The organism is Nostoc sp. DedQUE04 (assembly GCF_034530995.1).
In the GTDB taxonomy this organism is placed as follows: Bacteria; Cyanobacteriota; Cyanobacteriia; order Cyanobacteriales; family Nostocaceae; genus Nostoc.
Map to the genome: position 1 here is coordinate 71,394 of NZ_JAVRCA010000020.1, position 17,587 is coordinate 88,980.

13 protein-coding genes are annotated in these 17,587 nt (G+C 40.3%); 7 read left to right on the plus strand and 6 right to left on the minus strand.

Annotated features, from left to right (window positions below; all coding sequences use genetic code 11):
• Positions 1-360: 360 nt before the first annotated feature.
• The 4 genes from RM049_RS16210 to RM049_RS16225 all read left to right on the plus strand — a co-directional run bounded on the left by RM049_RS16210 (position 361) and on the right by RM049_RS16225 (position 3,177).
• The gene (locus RM049_RS16210; RefSeq protein ID WP_094352841.1) at positions 361-594 is read left to right on the plus strand and encodes a hypothetical protein; all 234 of its coding nucleotides are present in this window, start codon (positions 361-363) and stop codon (positions 592-594) included.
• On the plus strand, positions 587-868 hold the full coding sequence (locus RM049_RS16215; RefSeq protein WP_322673676.1) for a hypothetical protein: 282 nt from the start codon (positions 587-589) through the stop codon (positions 866-868). The genes RM049_RS16210 and RM049_RS16215 overlap by 8 nt, the downstream gene beginning before the upstream one ends.
• A gap of 781 nt (positions 869-1,649) precedes the next feature.
• Positions 1,650-2,306 (plus strand): hypothetical protein, encoded by a 657-nt coding sequence (locus RM049_RS16220; RefSeq protein WP_322704909.1) that lies wholly within the window; start codon positions 1,650-1,652, stop codon positions 2,304-2,306.
• 319 nt (positions 2,307-2,625) lie between these two features.
• Entirely contained in the window at positions 2,626-3,177 is a 552-nt protein-coding gene (locus RM049_RS16225) for a L,D-transpeptidase (protein ID WP_322701202.1), read from the plus strand.
• Positions 3,178-3,291: 114 nt separating this feature from the next.
• Here RM049_RS16225 and RM049_RS16230 read toward each other — a convergent pair whose 3' ends face one another.
• The 6 genes from RM049_RS16230 to RM049_RS16255 form a co-directional block, all read right to left on the minus strand.
• Positions 3,292-4,521 carry a glycosyltransferase family 4 protein gene (locus tag RM049_RS16230; RefSeq protein WP_322704910.1) on the minus strand — a complete coding sequence of 410 codons (1,230 nt, stop codon included), beginning with the start codon at positions 4,519-4,521 and terminating at the stop codon, positions 3,292-3,294.
• A gap of 25 nt (positions 4,522-4,546) precedes the next feature.
• Positions 4,547-6,079 carry a response regulator gene (locus RM049_RS16235; RefSeq protein ID WP_322704911.1) on the minus strand — a complete coding sequence of 511 codons (1,533 nt, stop codon included), beginning with the start codon at positions 6,077-6,079 and terminating at the stop codon, positions 4,547-4,549.
• Positions 6,079-12,042, minus strand: a complete 5,964-nt coding sequence (locus RM049_RS16240) for an AAA family ATPase (protein WP_322704912.1) — start codon at positions 12,040-12,042, stop codon at positions 6,079-6,081. The genes RM049_RS16235 and RM049_RS16240 overlap by 1 nt, the downstream gene beginning before the upstream one ends.
• A gap of 514 nt (positions 12,043-12,556) precedes the next feature.
• A complete protein-coding gene (locus tag RM049_RS16245) occupies positions 12,557-13,189 on the minus strand; it encodes a response regulator transcription factor (RefSeq protein WP_322704913.1) in 633 nt (210 codons plus the stop codon).
• Positions 13,186-14,022, minus strand: a complete 837-nt coding sequence (locus tag RM049_RS16250; RefSeq protein ID WP_322704914.1) for a S1C family serine protease — start codon at positions 14,020-14,022, stop codon at positions 13,186-13,188. Before RM049_RS16250 ends, RM049_RS16245 begins: the two co-directional genes overlap by 4 nt.
• Positions 14,023-14,353: 331 nt before the next feature.
• Entirely contained in the window at positions 14,354-15,265 is a 912-nt protein-coding gene (locus tag RM049_RS16255; RefSeq protein WP_322704915.1) for a S1C family serine protease, read from the minus strand.
• Between the two features lie 312 nt (positions 15,266-15,577).
• On the opposite strand from RM049_RS16255, the gene RM049_RS16260 reads away from it, so the two are divergent.
• The 3 genes from RM049_RS16260 (at position 15,578) to RM049_RS16270 (ending at position 17,585) form a co-directional block, all read left to right on the plus strand.
• Positions 15,578-16,096: a pentapeptide repeat-containing protein gene (locus RM049_RS16260; RefSeq protein WP_322704916.1), complete on the plus strand. Its 519-nt coding sequence runs from the start codon at positions 15,578-15,580 to the stop codon at positions 16,094-16,096.
• Positions 16,097-16,291: 195 nt separating this feature from the next.
• Entirely contained in the window at positions 16,292-17,146 is an 855-nt protein-coding gene (locus RM049_RS16265; protein ID WP_322704917.1) for a uroporphyrinogen-III synthase, read from the plus strand.
• A 145-nt stretch (positions 17,147-17,291) separates the two neighbouring features.
• Positions 17,292-17,585 (plus strand): 2Fe-2S iron-sulfur cluster-binding protein, encoded by a 294-nt coding sequence (locus RM049_RS16270; RefSeq protein WP_322673686.1) that lies wholly within the window; start codon positions 17,292-17,294, stop codon positions 17,583-17,585.
• Positions 17,586-17,587: the final 2 nt, after the last annotated feature.

The following is a 17,587-nucleotide window of genomic DNA, read 5'->3' on the forward strand; positions in this document are numbered from 1 at the left end:
CAGGAGTCGAAACACTGACTTTTGCCTTTCTTGTTAAACTACTGTGCAAGACTAGATATCAGGGATTTATAACAAATAAATTATCCAATATTGTGGGGTGGGTTTTGTGGCTTACCCCACAAAAAGTAAGTATATTGGCAATAATCTGAGAATAATTGTAGATATTTATACGTATTATGGCAGGCGATCGCACTTAGATAGAAATTGCCTACTCTGGGTCTGGTTTGCATAATTTTGGGTACATTACCGCAAATGCGCTGATACTTTAATTTTCCCTCTTCATAAATTCCGCAAAAACACCGTTACGCTATTTGTGTTTGCGATCAAAACTTAGAGCATCCAGTTTATGAGGGCGGATTTATGACCAACCCTGTAAAGACGGTTATCCAAGTCAATCTGGAGATGGCTCTAGAAGTAGCTCAAGAATTAGAGCAAGCTCCATACACTCAACTCGGTGCTTATTGTTTGGAAATTTTACGGGAAATCGGATGTGCTGGTACTGAACTCCCAGTTAACTTACAAACTCGCGATCAGCAGCTAAATTTCATTACAGGCTTTGCATCTTATGCTTTTGGGGAGGTACAAAGTGTATAAAGCATTAATTGATGATATATTTTCTGATTCTGAAGATACAGAAGAAACTACCTTTCCTGCCACAGATGAAGATTTATTAATCTTAACAGAAAAATATTTAGGGTTTGAAATTCCCTCAAAGGTTTTCTTGCAAGCTATAGCCATTGCTGATTACGACGGTGCAGCTGCTTTTCGCTACGTTGATAATTATTTGATTACTCTCAAAAATAAGAAGAAGCGTAAGCAGAAGAAATTACTTGTGTTAGGTTGTTCGACTAGATTTGAAAATAATTGACGTGTTTATTCACCAGCTAACTAAAAACCAATACGATTTAGATAAGATAATTTGCACGGCTGATGTAGAGGCGTTGTATTACAACGTCTCCGCACATTTGTTTCAAAAAGACAATAAACAACAATAACAATTTATCTAGAGTTAGTGGCAGGGCAAACGCATTTTATTTACTAATAAAAAATAAAAAGGATTCTCAAGTTATCTAATTGAAGAAGGCATGAGGCAGAGAGCAGAAGACACTATTCATTCTGCCCTCTGCCTTTTTCGATAACTGTCAAACTTGATGAGATTATAAACAAAACAAATCCGATTTTTTCGGAAAATATTGATTAGCTTATTTTAAAATATATAACTCTTTAGTAAAAATAAAAACTCACGATTCGGGTAATAGATAGCTTTACCAAAGAGAGAGGTTAGGAGTGAGGTTAAGGCTCGCTAGATTAGGAAAGGCTATATGAAATTTAAAACATTATTTTTTAGTAAGCAAACTAGTAAATTAAACATATATCTAAAGAAAGAGATTAATTAATAATTAACTAAACAAATACTGTCTAGAACATCACAAATTAATTTAATACCAGACCATACTTTAGGCAGAAGGTTAAGAAAATAAATTCAGCTAACTTAGTTAATTAAATAACAACTTATCGGCTCAATACTTTTGATTTAGATCCTTGCTTGGAGTTGAGAAATAGAAAAACTTATTCTATATTTCAACAAATTACTTAGTAACAGTAGCATAAGAACCATTTAACTTCAAACTCAGGCTCAGGAGATACCAATGAACTTAAACCACAGTAAAAATTTGCTCAAAATGCTTGCTAGCCTCGTGGGAGTTGCTAGTACTGGTGCTTTAATAAGTCTTCCAGTATACGCTCTGCCCCAACCCATTTCTAGAAATTTGGAGACTAGTCAAGCCCCCATAGGTAATAGATTGTACTCTCAAGCAGGGCAATCTACAGGAGGTGATTCTACCACTGGAACGCAGCAGTATCCAAATAATGGCACTAGTGGTAGTGGAACTGGTACTAGTGGGACACAGCAGTATCCAAATAATGGCACTAGTGGAATAAATAATGGTACTGGAACACAGCAGTATCCAAATAATGGCACTAGTGGAATAAATAATGGTACTGGAACACAGCAGTACCCAAATAATGGCACTGGAACGCAGCAGTATCCAAATAATGGCACCAGTGGAACAAATAATGGTACTACCGGAACGCAGCAGTATCCAAATAATGGCACTAGTGGAACAAATAATGGTACTACCGGAACCCAGCAGTATCCGAATAATGGCACTAGTGGAACAAATAATGGTACTACCGGAACGCAGCAGTATCCGAATAATGGCACTAGTGGAACGCAGAACAATACAGGAGGTAACAACACTACAGGTGGACAAAACACTGGTGGAGGTGTCAGAGCGCTCTGGTAATTTCTTAGCCTTATACAATACAGGCTAGAGAGCTTGTTAAGCTTGCTTCCTCTACTTAGATGATTTCAAATCATGACTGTTATCAACAGTAAATGCAGTAGAAAAGATGAAATGCCCTGTCAATTGATTCGATTTCTACTGCAACTACTTTTGACAATTTTGTTTTCCCTTCCTCACAAAATTACATATCTAATGCTAGACTATTCTGTTCATCAGAATGATTTCTCAAATAACTACAGAGTATAACAATCTCAAAAATTAAACAATTGATAATTAATTTGGTACTAAAATTTTGATAGACAGAATTTAAAATTTGAAAATGCTCAAGCAATTAGATAAATTAGTTATTTTTATTTGTGCATCTGGATTAAATTTTAATCCGGCTATGTCGTTAGCTTCTGAACTAAGAGTTCCTTCTCATACTTCAACCAACAATTTAGTCTCTCAAACGGCTAATATTAATAATAATTTAATTATTCAACCTCTTCACCTAGAGATCAGCCTTCGCAACCGTCGAGTAACCCTTTATCGAGGAAAAAACCGAATTAAAAGTTATCCCATAGCAGTAGGTCGCCAAGACTGGGAAACCCCAATTGGTAATTTCCGAGTGCGTACAATGTTAGAAAACCCTACTTGGATAAACCCTTTTACAGGTAAAGCCATCCCAGGAGGAGATCCTGAAAACCCACTTGGCAAATACTGGATTGGATTTTGGACAAACGGTAAAAACTGGGTTGGCTTTCACGGTACCCCTAATCCTGATTCGGTAGGTAAGGCTGCCTCACACGGTTGTATTCGGATGTACAACAACGATGTTAGAGAATTATTCTATCAGGTTAATATGGGAACACCAGTTACTGTGGTGCGATAGCTGATATAGAGTTATGACGAAAGTCTTAGTCGAGGGTAGGTAGTTATTAACCCAAGTTGCGGCTTTTCATTTTAATCCAAAATCTAAAATCTAAAATTGTTCGGTCATTACAAATTACGGATTAGTATTACTTCTGGCAAGACAAACTTGTTCATAACTTTTACCAGCAATATCCCAAGTGAATTCTGTTTCTACCATTTGTCTGCCGTTACGAGACAATTCTGAACGCAGATGTGGACGATCGAATAGTTGACTAATAGCGGTGATGTACTCTGCTGGTTTATTAGCTCGTAATGCCCGTAATGGATGACTAGCAGCATCTACAGCTAATCCCTCTAAGCCGCGATCGCTGGCTACTACAGGTATACCAGCTGCCATTGCTTCTAAAGTTTTATTTTTAATACCAAACCCAGTCCGCATCGGTACAACGCAGATGGTGGCTTGATGTAAATATTCTGCCATCGAAGGTACACGCCCCAGCACATTAATTCCTGGTTTTTTATCAAGTGCCAAAACTTCTGCCACTGGGTGAGAACCGACAATATCGAAAGTAGTATCGGGATACAATTTTTGGATTTCTGGCAAAACTTCATTGCTGAAAAAGCAGACAGCATCAATATTTGCTAAATTATCCATTGCACCAATAAAAATTAGGCGATGTCCTCCGGGATCGGTGGTACGCTTGGGGAAAGAAACTAAATCTACGCCATTGGGAATAACTGTAATTTCACTATTGGGGTTAAATTCTTGTAGTTGAATTTTATCTTCTTGTGTTGTCGCCACAATTGCCGAAAATTTAGCGCAGTAGTTTTGCTCATAACGCCGCAAAAGTGGCAGATTGATTTTGTCTCTGAGTGAATTTTCCGAAATACCTGTTGCTAATTGGTTCTGACAGGTAGCGTAAACGGAACTATGAACATTAACAATGGTTTTTAGCTGTTTTTGAAAATGTGGCTGCACATAAATTTCATTAACGCTATGTTCGCAAGTAATTACATCACATTTTCCCGCTTCCACCCAGTTATTAATCCATGTTTGCATCTCAAGTGAGTAGCGGTTAAGTACGCTTGGCGGTGTTCCCTGCTGCAAAAATCTGCCAAATCGCTGTATTTTCTGTAATATTCCGGTGGTTTGAGAATCTGGCGGGCGTTCAAAAATAGCTAGACGATCCACACAATCGCGTAATCCTGCTACTTCTGCGTCTGTAACATCACTTTCGCGTTGAGTCACGAGGGTGACAGTATGACGTTGACTCAAGTACTTGAGTAAATTAAATGTCCTAACTTGGGTTCCTCCACGCGTTGCTGGGTAAGGAAAGGTGGAAGATAGCATTAAAATGTTCATATAAGCGTCTTCAAAAGTTTTTGGTTTAGCCAAAATAGGAAGGTGCAGCCAAAGTCAATTCTAAAGGGTGCGATCGCATCGGAATTTTAATCATAAACTCTGTTCCCTGACCAGGTGCTGAAATACAGGTTATCTGACCACCATGCTTAGAGACAATAATTTCCTGGCTAATCGACAAGCCTAAACCCGTGCCTCTACCTACGGGTTTTGTCGTAAAGAAGGGGTCAAATAAGCGATCGCGTACTTCCTCTGTCATACCGGGGCCAGTATCGCCAATCCTAATAGTCACAAAATTATCGTCAGTTACTTCGGTGCGAATCCGAATTGTGCTGCGGCAAAAGTAAATTTCCTGGGGCGATCGCTCTTTATCATACTCCTCCAAAGCATCAATTGCATTCGCCAATAGATTCATAAACACTTGGTTGAGTTGTCCTGCATAACACTCCACAAGGGGTAGGTCGCCATACTCTTTAACAAGTTGAATCCCTAGTTGGTTAGAGCTGCCTTTAAAGCGATTGTGCAAAATCAGCAGTGTGCTATCTAGCCCAGCATGAATATCCACTGACTTCATTTGGGCTTCATCGACGCGAGAAAAAATCCGTAAGGACTGAATAATTTCGCGGATGCGGTCAGCCCCAACCTTCATCGAACTCAGCAATTTAGGCAGGTCTTCACTCAGAAATTCTAAATCTATCGCTTCAGCCAGTTGTTGAATTTCAGGTAGCGGTGAGGGAGTGTACTTAGCATAGAGGTTCAAGAGGTCGAGCAAGCCTTGGGTATATTCATAGGCGTGAGTCAGATTTCCATAGATGAAGTTGACGGGATTGTTAATTTCATGGGCGACACCCGCCACCAATTGTCCCAGACTGGACATTTTTTCACTATGAACCAGTTGGCTTTGAGTTTCTTGAAGTTGGCGAAAGGCAAGTTCTAGTCGATTGGCTTGTTCTCGATAGCGTGCTTCTGATTCTTGCAATGCTTGTTCTGTACAAATTCGCTCTTGGATTTCCTGTTGCAGCAGCTGATTAGATTCAAAAAGTGCAGCCGTCCTTTCTTTCACGCGTTCTTCTAACTCAGATGTCAGTTTTAAGAGGGCGTTCTCTGCCTTAGTTCGTTCTTGAATCTCTTGTGCCAGATGCACATTTTGTTCTTGCAATTTCTTAGTCAGGTTTCGGATGCTTAAATGGATTTTGACACGGGCTAAAACCTCTTCATGCTGAAGTGGCTTAGTGATATAATCAACCGCACCAAGGTTCAACCCTCTGACCTTATCCACCGTCTCAGAAAGCGCCGTCATAAAAATTACGGGGATGTCTTTAGTTGATTCTTGAGCTTTCAAATGCTGGCAAGTTTCAAACCCATCCATACCAGGCATGAGTACGTCTAACAAAATTAGATCGGGGAGAGCATATTCGACCTGTTGAATTGCATCCTCGCCATCCTGCGCTACTAAAACTTGGAAGCCAGAATCGGCCAAAAAATCAAATAACACTCCTAAATTTGTCGGGTTGTCATCAACGATTAAGATAATGCCATTTTCGATGTTGGAAAGACTCATTAATTTACTCCTATATTTTTTAAAACTTCACGGATTTTTTTAACTTGAAAACCTTTAGCTAATTGACGCAATTCTAAAGAAAAAGGTGCATATTTAACATCCAATTCTTCCAATCGATCGACTTGTTGTACAATACCTTTGAGATCGCCTTTCATTGCTAAATTCAACAGAATTGCAATTTCGTCTGCGGAGGGAGCTACCAATGATTGCTGAAAATTTTCTTGTTTATTCTCTGTAGATACTTTTTCACCATCTTCATAAATCCATTCCAGTTTTAAGTGATACTGTAACTTTTCTAAAAGCTCTGTTATGCGGATGGGCTTAGGTAGAAAATCATTGCAACCCGCCTCCTTACTTTTGTTGAGATCGAAATCAAAAACGCTGGCAGAAGTGCCAATCACGATCGCATTTTTTAGTTCAGGCGATCGCCGAATGCGACGGGTAGTTTCAAAGCCATTCATTTGAGGCATCAGCAAATCCATTAAGATACAATCTGGATTCAATTCAAATGCCTTATTGAGACAATCATGACCATCTGCCGCTTCCACAATTTCAAATCCTAAAGGCGATAGCATCTTAACCAAGATTGCACGATTTTCTGCTCTGTCATCTGCTACAATAACTTTCCGCTTATAGCCTTTAAAACTTTGGATATTTCGTTGCTCTTTCTTGACAACATCAGCGTATTGAGAAACTTCAAGCAAATCTAAATCAAAGAAGAAAACGCTCCCTTTTCCTAAAGTACTCTTCACTTGGATTTCGCCACCCATCATCTGAACTAATTGGCGGGTAATTGCCAGTCCCAATCCCGTTCCTTCTGCTTTGCGATCGCCATCTCCTACCTGCTGGAATGGCAAAAATATCTCTTCTAATTGCTCTGGTGCCATACCAATTCCTGTATCTTCGACCTGAAACCGAATTTTACCTTCCTGATAGCCGACTTTGAAAGCCACGCCTCCAGTTTCAGTAAACTTAACGGCATTACCCAGTAAGTTAATCAAAGCTTGCCGCAACCGTTTTTCATCAGCCTTAACACCTATAGGAAGTTGAGTAATCTGTTCAAAAATTAAGCAAATACCTTTTTGTTCGGCACGGATACGGCAGATTTCGGCAATGCCTTCGAGAAATTCTGGAAAATGAAAATCCGTTAGATGGAGTTCCATTTTTCTAGCTTCAATTTTAGAGAGGTCTAAAATGTCATTGATCAGGTTCAAGAGGTGGTCGCCACACTGATGAATAATATTTACACCATCTTTTTGTGAGTTAGTTAAACTTTTTTCACGCTTAAGAATTTGGGCATAACCCAAAATGCCATTAAGCGGTGTTCTCAGTTCATGGCTCATGTTGGCAAGAAAATCACTTTTAGCACGGTTGGCTGATTGGGCGATTTCTTCTGCTTTTTGCAGATGCACATTTTTTTCCTGTAATTCTAAAGTTCGCTCTTGTACTTTGGCTTCTAAGTTAGTGTTGGCTAATTTTAAGTCTTTATAAAGACGAGCATTTTCAATGGAAATCGCCGCTTGAGAAGATAACAGTTGTAATACTTCTAAGCGATCTGATGTAAATGCGCCAATGGTGAGATTATTTTCTAAATAAAGAATGCCACTGAGTTTGCCTTGATGGATGAGCGGTGTACATAAAACGGATTTAGGTTTATGGTTGACGATGTACGTATCTGTGGTAAATGTTCCTTCACGAGTTGCATTATTGAGGACAATATTTTCTTTAGTTCGGGCTACATAGTTAATCAGTGAAATTGGTAGTTGCTGACTGGTTGATATTGGGATTCCTTGTAGCACAGTTACATCGTTTTTGTCTACTGCTCCTGATGCTTCTATTAGCAAGTCTCCTGATTTTTCTAAAATTAAGTAGCCTGTTTGAGCGCCAGCATTCTCTAGCACAATTGTCATTAATTTTGTTAGTAAATTGCCTAAAACTATTTCTCCAGAAAGAGCTTGAGATGCTTTCATAACTGTGGCTAAATCCAGGGAGTCTGAAGCATTTTCACCCGTAGAGTTAATTATCTGAGTCACATTCGTACTGACGCTTTCTCGCTTTGATATGCGAAATAGTTGAGGATATCTTTTCTCCAAGTCTTTGACTTTTGCCTTCGCTCCCCAGCAACCATATCCATAGTAGGCATCGTTGAGATAGGTATTAGCAACTTTCTCTCTACCACACGCAAAATAGAATTCTGCTGCTAGTTCCGAGGCTAGGGCTTCTTCTTGAATATATCCATGTTCTCTAGCTCCAGTTATGGCTCGGTCGTAAAACGCGATCGCTTTGGCATCTTGCTTCAATACTCGCGCTTTTTCTGCTTCTACTAAATCGTACTTATGCTGATAGTTCGCAGGAGAATGCAACGCCCATTGCTTCATTTTTTTCTGCTGCGCTATCACTTGGCTGAAATATTGTTGGCGAGCGCTTTGTGATGCACTGGGATACAAAGCTAGGAGAGTCAGAGAAGAGTAAAACTTGTGTTCGGCTTTGTACATCAATCCTTGTCCACCTTGTTCGTATTTTTCTGCCAGCAAGGCATTCTCAGCAGCGCGATCGTAATTTTTAAATAAATAACCCAGAAGCAGTTTAGAAACATAGATAGGATAAATAGCCATATAATTATTGCTATTTATCAGAATTGGCAACATTTTATTTTCATCAAAACTTTCGCCAATTAATCGATATGGTTCCGATGTTTTTTTAATTAAATTAAAACCAGTTTGTCGGACTATCTGAGCATAAATAATTTGAAACTCTTGTTTGGTTCTTTGCATTAAAGCAATATAATGCGCTTGTTTTTGGAGAGCAACTTCTAGATTTTCACCGATAAAAAACAAGTGCGTACAATAAAAACAAGCCGAATAAGAAGCATATTCTAAATCTCCTGTTTCTAGCCCTCTTTGGACACCCTCAATTAACGGTTCTATAGTATTAATACCTGGTTCTTTCCAATGCCTGATAAAATAATTAAATGTTTCATAGATTTTCGCCGTCATTTCCTTAGCATTGAATTGATTTAACAGCTTTAAGCCTAGCTGACCGAATTGATAACCAGAATCCATGTCTTCAAAAGCGCCACATAAGAACATTCCATAAAGTACATACGCATAAGCTGACAGAGGAGAGTTTCCATCTTTGAGGCAGAGATTGGTCATTTTAAAAACGACCTGTGGATAAAGTTCGGGAGCTACAATATAAACCGGAGGAATCAAATTTATCAAAATTCGCAATGCAGCTAATTTATAAACATCAGTCATTTCTGGTAATTCTATTAAATCTTCAATGCGTTTCCCTCCTAAATTCAATCTAGTCAGTCTTGTTGGGGATTTAGCTGCTAAAGGTAAACCTAGCATTTTCAGCACTTGCAGTCCGGTATTTAATGCGGCTTGCATTTGGTTTTTAGCAATATAAAACTGCATTTTTGTCTCATACACCTGGACTCGATCGAGCAGGGTTTTTGCCTGTGCCAAAACTACATTGGAAAGTATTTCTGCTCGCTCGAAATTAGTGTTGAGGAATTCTACTGCTGCTGTTTCTACATAGAGGTTGAGTGTCATGTCATACTGACACTGCCAACTATCTGCTGCAAGTAATTCCAAACCTACATTTAAATATTTAACAGATGATTCATACGCTGTTGCTGCTTTTGCTTTCTGTCCAGCTATAAGATTGAGTTGAGCCAGTCTATCTTTTTGAGGCTGTTGGGCGATGAATTCAGCACCAACATTCAGTTGGTTGACAATTTCAAAAATGTTTTCTTCAATGTCCCTTTCCGAGGTATGTATTAGTAGCAATTCACCAATTTTTAGGTGAGTCTGTTTTTTCTGATCATCTGGAATAAGAGAATAAGACGCTTGCTGTACCCGGTCGTGTAAGAACTTATAGGTAATGGGTGATGAGGGCTGGTTAATGTGCGATCGCCTATTCTCAGTCTCCATTTGTTCTGAGTCAAAAACAAGCGGTGTTTTGTAGGAATTATTGAGGGGTAGAACCAAACCTGATTGCAGAGCTTCCCACAAATCTGCTGCTGTTTTTGACTGAGATGTTTTATTAATAATCGCCAATATATCTAAAGTAAACTTGTCTCCAATGCAGGCGGCAAACTTTAACACATTCTGTGTTTTTTCAGATAGCTTTTGAATTTGGCTAACCATCAATTCAACGACATTATCAGTTATATTAACTCCCTGAATAAACTCAATATTCCATTGCCAAAAACCGCGTTCAAAGTCAAAGTATAATAAGTTGTCCTGATAAAGAGATTTGAGTAACTGAGTTAAGAAAAAGGGGTTGCCTTGGGTTTTTGTAAAAACTAACTCAGCTAACGGCTTTACTTTTAAAAGTTCGCTACGAAGAGTATCGGCTACTAACTGATTGACGTGAGCGATATCCAAAAGCTGGAGGATAATGTTATTTACGATCGCACCAGTCTGTTGAATCTCCCCCAAGGTCTGAATTAAGGGATGAGTGGCATTTACTTCGTTATCTCGATATGCACCAATTAGCAATAGATATTGGCTATCTGGGTCGGTCATAATTAACTGGATAAGCTTAAGGGAAGCTGAATCCGCCCACTGTAAGTCATCCAGAAACAAAACTAGTGGGTGTTCGGGTTGACTAAATACATGAATGAATTGTTGAAACACCCGATTAAATCGATTTTGTGATTCTGACGATCCTAATTGAGGAACTGCTAGCTGCGGCCCAATAATCCGTTCTAATTCGGGAATAACGTCTATAATTACTTGAGCGTTGGAGCCGAGTGCATTTATTAATTTTGATTTCCAAACAGCGATTTGCTCATCGGTTTCTGTTAGCAATTGCCGCATCAAATCTTGGAATGCTTGAATTAGAGAAGCAAAAGGAATATTCCGCTTGAACTGGTCAAATTTACCGGAGATAAAATAACCGCGCTGGCGCACAATCGGTTTGTGAACTTCGGCAACTAAGCACGATTTACCGATGCCTGAGTAACCAGAAACTAGCATCATTTCCGTAGTACCTGAACTGACGCGATCGAATGCTTCTAACAAAGTAGCAACTTCTATTTCCCGTCCGTAGAGTTTTTGCGGGATGGAAAATTGGCTGTATGAATCTAGTTGACCGACAATAAAGTGGGAAATCTTGCCATCCGTCTGCAACTGAGTCAGACAGGTTTCTAAATCGGCTTTTAGTCCGAGAGAGCTTTGATATCTATCTTCAGCAGTTTTAGCTAACAATTTCATGACAATGTCAGAAACCGCTGAGGGAATTTTGGGATTGAACTCTTGAGGTGCTATTGGTGTTTTGGCAATATGGCAATGAACAAATTCCAAAGAGTCAGCTGCATTAAAAGGCAGCGAACCTGTCAGCATTTCATAAAAAGTAACGCCTAAAGAATAGAAGTCGGTACGGTAATCAATTGACCGATTCATTCGTCCGGTTTGCTCCGGTGACATATAGGCGAGAGTGCCTTCTAATAAATTGGGATTGCTGATGCTTTGATTTTCTTTTTCTAAGCGCGATGCAATACTGAAGTCGATAATTTTAACTTGTCCGGTTTTTGGGTTAATAACGATATTGTCAGGTTTAATATCTTTATGAATAATCTTGGCTTGATGCAGTTGAGTGAGAGTGGATGCTAACTGAATGGCTATTTTTAGAAATTCGGTTAATGATAACTGGCGATCGCTAATATACTTTTTCAGAGATTCTGCACCAAAGTCTCCCAAAATTAGGGCTAAACCGTTATGATGATTTTCTAAAGCTAGGGACTTGACAATTCCTTCTATATCTACTAATACCTGCGATATTTTATATTCATGTCTGAGTCGGGTTAGTTCTTCGAGGCTGGGATACTCGGCTTTCAGGGCTTTAACGATCGCAAGACTTCGATCTGACTGCTTGGAAGCGCGATAAATAACGGTATTCACACCTTCATGCAGAGCTTCAATAAAGTTGTAACCGGGAAGGACAGGTATCATTTTTCTAAGCCTAAGTAGTACGATGAACTGGGCATGATGCTAATGAACTTTATCCACAACTGTCAAATAAAAGGACAATCAAGTGCTTTCTTTAGCATTCCCAGCCAGCCCAAAATTTCTCTAAGGCTAAATAAAGCTCAACATTTGGAAATATAAGCTTGGGTTAAAGGTTATTGGTGTAGATAATTGGTTTTAAAAGACGCGATGCTGCGCGTCTCTACATCTGGGTTTTGTTGCTCATTCTGAAGTGTATAGACGCTGCGCTATCTGCTTTTGGGTCAGAATACCTAACTGAATTCTGACTTCTGAATTCTGTATTAGACCTCTTGCACAAATGCAAAATTTGCCCACCCTACGGGATCTTGCTACATCCCCCAACCCCTTCTCCCAATATTGGGAGAAGGGGAGCCAATTTCAAAGTCCCTCTCCCAAGTTTGGGAGAGGGATTTAGGGTGAGGGCTTTTTATTCATACAAGAAGTCTATCGATCGCGATCTCATATTAATGACTAAAGATCAAAGCATAATCAAACCCAGTCGTACACCCACAGCAACAGCCTCAGTGCGGCTGGAGACACTGAGCTTTTGAAAAATGGATGAGAGATGAAATTTGACGGTATGCTCAGAAATATGCAAACGTTTTGCGATCGCTTTATTTCCCAACCCCGATCCAAGCATTCCTAAAACCTCTATCTCCCGTGGTGTCAAGGTTTGTACGGGATTTGTTACTACTTTTTCGCGGATAGACAGTAATTCTACAGCATTTGGGTGCAGCACCAGCAAACCAAAAGCGATCGCTTCTACAGCCGCGACAATTTCTGATTCTGTACTAGTATTAGGCAATATTCCCCGGATACCAGAACGTAACGCCGTCTCTAAGTCGATGCTGTCGAGTTCTTCAACAATGACGATCGTTGCAAATGGATATTGCTGTTCTTGAATAACTAGCAATTTTTCCCACACCGCTTGTTGAAAATTCCCGCTCAAATCTACCAGCACTACATCCGGCTGTAATTGCCCAACTTCAATCGCCAAGACATCCAAATCGGATGCACTCCCCACAACCGTCAACCGAGGATTGGTAGTTACCACAGCTGATAACCCTGCCCGCACCACAGGGGAAGTAGCAACCACCATCACTCGGATCATGTCGCCTCCACAGCAGTTTTATCGGACTGCACGGCAACATAAATCACGAATTGCTGTCTACCGCGTAGGAGTTGTAGCGGCACAGATCCTTTACTTTCATGGAGATATTTGGTTAAGTCATTTATGCTAGTGAATAATCGCCCCGAAACTCCAATTAAAACATCGCCGATTTGTATACCAGCATTTTCTGCCGCACTGTCAGGTAGAATTGACAGCACCAATAAACCCAAGCTACGCCTACCTAAAAGCACAGGTTGCAGTGTAACTCCCAGTTGCGGACGACTATTTCCCTGTAAAAAACGCTCAACGGTGTTGCTGGGAACTGCCACAGCCAAACCATTAACAATCATCGTATTAATTCCCACAACTCGACCGAGACAATCGGCAAGTGGCCCCCCAGAATTACCAGGATACAGCCGCAAATCGGCCATAACTGCTCGTGGATTATTTGCATGGATAATTCCAGTTGTCACAGCGCCACTGTCAGCAAAGGGATTACCCACTGCCAAAACTAATTCACCCACTCGTAGCGCTTCAGAATTGCCGATAGTTGCAGCAGTTAAATCAGTGGCAACAATTTTCAGGGCGGCTAAATCCTGCTGTGGATCGAATTGGGTACGCACTGCATCAAATACCCTTCCATCTGCCAATTCCACAGTTGCGCGGTTGCTGGTTGCCACATGGGCATTAGTAATAATTAGTCCGTCAGGTTGCCAAATTACACCAGAACCGACTCCTAGAGAGCCACTTTTTACTTTAACAGTGCAATCGCGTAATTTAGCAGCTACCTCTGTCAGTTCAGCAGCGATGTTAATTAATGTTGTGTTTGCCATGTTATACAGTTTTTGAGCGTGTCAAAGTAAAATCAGTCAAACGTTCGAGCAAAAAGGTCGGAGTTTCCAGTTCAGAAGCTCAACGTTCGAGCAAAAAGGTCAAAGTTCCGAGTTCAAAGCTTGAACGTTTGAGCAAAAAAGTCAAAATTCCGTGTTCAAAGCTTGAATGTTCGAGCAAAAAGGCCAAAGTTTCGTGTTCAAAAGCTCAACATTTGAGCAAAAAGGTCAAAGTTCCGCGTTCAGAGGTCAAAGTTTCGAGTTCAGAAGCTCAAATGAATAGAAAATTTAGATAAATCTTCACAAAGCTAGTTAAACCCATCCCAAATTGGGATTATTCCTCCTTAGTAGGTCGTTCGCCAACTGCGATCGCTAACTCAATTAACACTCCACCCCGGACAACTTGGACGTTGACAGCTTTACCAATGCGATCGCTACTATTGAGTAGCGCCAACACATCACCTGTATCGCCCACAGTTACGCCATCGAATGTTACCAAAACATCGCCAAGCAGCACACCTGCATTGTCAGCAGGCCCCGCAGCCTCAACATTGACAACAATTACCCCAGTTGCCGAACTTAAATTGAGAGCAGTTTTCAGGTTCTTAGGTAAACGTACAGGTTGCATTCCTACACCCAAGTATCCTTTAGAAATGCGTCCTTTTGCTACTAATTGGTCAACCACGCGATCGACTGTAGCAGTAGGAATAGTCAGAGCAGTACCACGTCGCCCCGATGTATTCATGCCTACCACAAAACCCGCCGCATCTACGAGCGGCCCACCCGCAAAGCCAGAGTAAAGGGTGATATCTGGGCGGATGAATTGGTCAATATTCCCGCCATTCATACTCCGCCAAGCACCGCTAACCACACTCACTGCACCCATCGCCGCCCTTAAATCACCTTCGCCACCTCTTGCCAGTCCTAACACGAGATGACCAACTTTGAGCGTTTTAGCATCGCCAACTTTGGCCACAGGTATTTCTGCATTTTCTAGTTTAAAAACAGCTATATCGGTGCTAGAGTCATGACCGACGAGTGTTACTGGTGCAGTACTACCATTTGATAAGGTAATAGTGATATCGTCATAGCGCTGGAGGCACTCATCAGAGGTAACAATGATGCCATTACGCCAATGAATGCCGCTTGGGGAAACACGTGTACCCCCATTCACCGCAACCACAGCACTCCCAGCTTGTTCTACGGTATCAGCTAAACTGTTGGACAAAGCCAGTAATGAAGACATAAGATTTTTGTGCAAACGTTTTTAGATGTTCATATCGTGCCGTTTTATCAACACAGATGACATCGGAAAAATGGGGAGAATTTATCCTAGAAAAATGGCTAGGATTTATATAAGCTTTTGGCGTTGCTGAATCAAAATATAAATAATTGACTTTATCGGCTCTTTTATTGAACGTAATACTAAAAACTTGTTGCTTGACAGCTTTAGAAGCTTACAGTCAAAGCCTTTAATGACATGATTATCAAATAATGCCAGTGGCTCTATCAACCATAAAATAGGCAGGAGAACCCAACTCATTCCTAGAAATGAATTATGGAGATTACTACTGAACAGTTGCTCAGAAGATATGTTGCTGGAGAAAGAAACTTTGCTGGTATTGACTTGAAGCCTGCTACTGATACGGCAGGGATAGAGTTGCTTAAAGATGCTAATTTGAGAGGAATCAACCTGAGAGGGGCTAATCTGCACTCTGCTGATCTTAAGGGGGTGGATTTGAGTAGAGCTAATCTTACTGGCACTAATTTGTGTAGTGCCAACTTGCGAGGTGCTAATTTGAGCGAGGCTATTCTGGTTGGTACTAACTTGAGAGGTGCTAGTCTTGGGAGTGCTAATCTTACTTGTGCTTGCTTGGAGAGCGCTAATCTCACTAGGGCAAGTTTGAGAGGTGCTAATTTGCTCAATGCTGATTTTAGTTGGGCAATTCTAATTGAGACAAACTTTGGTAGTGCCAGTAACTTGAAAATTAACTCCACTATGTTCTACGTCTTTTTCTGGAAAACCATTTTGCCTGATGGAACTATAGAAGTCGGCCCCAGATACAGTGAGCAGTGAGCAAGGTATTCAATTCTGGTTCAGCTATCACAAAATATCTTAGTATATCGAACTTTCCTCACAGTTATTGTTCACAAAAAAGTTCTTACTTCTCAACGCTAGTAAGGGAGGGGTTGGGGATTAGGTTTCTATTGGACTCAACTGAAAACCGCTATAAATTGAGAAACGCCTATTCTAAAGTGGAATAGGAATGAAATGGCAAATAAACAAATGCACGCTCAATCAAGAGAAATCAACTTGCTCACTCCATCTAGAGAATTACCTCTATATGGCAAGAGAATTTTAGTAACAGCACCGAGAAATTATGCTTATAGGTTATCCGAACAAATCATTAAAAAAGGTGGTTTACCTGTTTTCATGCCTACTATCGAAACCTGCTATTTATCAAACTACAATCAGTTAGATGCCGTTTTAGCCGATATAAACGAATTTGATTGGATTGTCTTTACAAGTCGAAACGGAATCACAGCATTTTTTCAGCGGATAAATGATTTGAATATTCCTATATCTGTAGTACAAAAATGTCACTTATGTGCATTAGGAAAAGATGTAGAAAGCTTATTGTCTTTTTGTGGCAAGGTAGATTTAGTCCCAACAGAATCTAGCCCAGCCGGAATTGTGGCTGAATTAGCGAAACTTCCACAAATTCACGAGAAAAAAGTGCTGATCCCGGCTCCAGAAGTTGTGGGTTTGCCTGAACCTGATGTTGTACCCAATTTGATTACGGATTTGCAACAATTGGGCATAGAAGTAACTCGCGTACCCACATATATTACGCAGGGTTTAGATAAAACTATCTACGGTATGGAATTAAACCTGATACGTCAAGGAATGATTGATGTAATTGCCTTTAGTAGCACGGCGGAAGTAGAAAGCTTTTTGACAATGGTCAAGTTACAAAGCGATTATGAACATTGTGTTATTGCATGTTTCGGCCCTTACACCACTGCTAACGCCCAAAAGTTGGGTATGAATGTCTCTATTGTGTCTAGAGATTATAGTTCATTTGAGGGATTTGCTGAAGCGATCGCAGCATTTTTCCTTGTGTGATTTTCCTGTCAAGTTTCTGGTACATGTAAACTCGCTCCACTAAGCGTTTGAGAATCTAGAACAGTCAACTACAATCAACTCTAGACTAGCAGCACATAAACTCGTAGTATCGAATATGGAGTTTATTAGAACTAGGGATTGTTACATGGCAACTTATAAAGTCACATTAAAGACCCCAGAAGGCGATAAAACAATTAATGTTGAAGATGATGTGTACATCTTAGATGCCGCTGTCGATGACGAAGGCATAGACATACCCTACTCTTGTAGGGCTGGTTCTTGCTCTAGCTGCACCGGCAAATTGATTTCAGGTACGATTAACCAAGACGATCAGAACTTTTTAGATGACGACCAAGTTAACGATGGATTTGTCCTCACCTGTGTTGCCTATGCTACTTCTGACTGTACAATCTTAACCCATCAAGAAGATGAGCTTTAGAG